Genomic DNA, 1,288 nt, shown 5'->3' with positions numbered 1-1,288 from the left:
CTTTTTAAGAGGCAGTAATGATGAAAAAGAGAGAGGATTAAATGTAATAAAATGTAATGCTGAAGTCATCATTCACAGTAATGTACCTGGTATGGTTGCCAATGTTAACATTGATTTTTCAGTCAATTCTACTAATGGTATTGTTTCTATTGATGGTAAGCTTTATAAGGATCATAAGAGTATAGGGGTGATTAGTCGCAGGATTATTTTTTACGTCTACTCGATTAATGATATACTCTTATTAAGGTCAGTAAATAATTGGGCTAGCGAGGTAAATAGTATTGATGATACTTTGATTAATGAAATCATGATCCATGAGTTCTACACCACACCAAATAGAAAAATGCAAATTACGTTCTCGAAAAAAGAGGAGGGCTATTATGGGATATCTACAAAAAGCATTCCATTTATATATTGCTCGCCACGGTAGACTTGCTGATGAGTACAATTGTTGATGGTTTTAATTTTTACAAACAGTTCTTACTTTAGATAGCACATGTCATTTAACTGCTATATTGCTCGAGTCGTTATGGTATGTAATATTTAAAATTGTGATGAGAATCCTGGCTCGTCGTTCTTCAACCCTGGAAACGAAATGTAAGTTCAAGTTGCATTTCATCTGTCGCTACTCATTCTGTTTACTGTGAAAAAAAGTAGTCTTAGCAGAGAGGTACTGCACAATACTCTCAATGGGTCGTATCTTACTTAATCTGATATTGTCAATTCGAGTCAGATTAACCTTTGTGACGAACTGCTAACCCTTGGTAGATTTGCCATCGCAATGTTCTCTTTTATTGATTATTATTGCTGACTATCTATAATAAATTTTTGATACGTATCATTGGAAATAATTGGCATGAGTAAATGTTATACTATAAATGATAATATTACATTTTACCCTGAAAGTGGTATCCTCTCATCCTCTTTGGGTGGCGCTCGCATTAAGATCAACGTGCCAACAGCACAATTACTAGAGGCGTTTGTTAATAGAGTTGGTTTGATAATATCGCAAAGTGATTTGTATTCAATTGCTTGGGGTGATAATGGTGTGAATGTCACACCGAACACACTGTATCAAAATATTTCATTATTACGTAAAGCATTGCAAGATATCGGGTTGTCTGGTGAAGCCATCACGACTGTAAGAGGAAAAGGGTTTATCTTTACGGTCACTAAAGTTGCAGAATGCGAAGTCGATATTGACCCTGAAGATGAAGTTGATGAAATTATTATCGAGAATATTGTCCCTCAGCAGCAAGATGAGAAATTAGTAACCAAAAATAAATAT

At 34.7% G+C, this 1,288-nt stretch carries 2 protein-coding genes; both read left to right on the top strand.

All coding sequences use genetic code 11. From position 1 onward, the window contains the following. A partial coding sequence (locus tag V2A85_RS23740; protein ID WP_420072561.1) for a hypothetical protein occupies nucleotides 1-430 on the top strand: 430 nt, incomplete at its 5' end. A gap of 426 nt (nucleotides 431-856) precedes the next feature. Next, nucleotides 857-1,288, top strand: a 432-nt coding sequence (locus V2A85_RS23735; RefSeq protein ID WP_420072560.1) for a winged helix-turn-helix domain-containing protein, incomplete at its 3' end; no start/stop codon positions are given.

It is taken from the genome of Yersinia sp. 1252 StPb PI (assembly GCF_048593885.1).
GTDB classification, from domain to species: Bacteria; Pseudomonadota; Gammaproteobacteria; order Enterobacterales; family Enterobacteriaceae; genus Yersinia; species Yersinia enterocolitica_E.
This window is presented reverse-complemented; position numbering and strand designations above follow the sequence as displayed.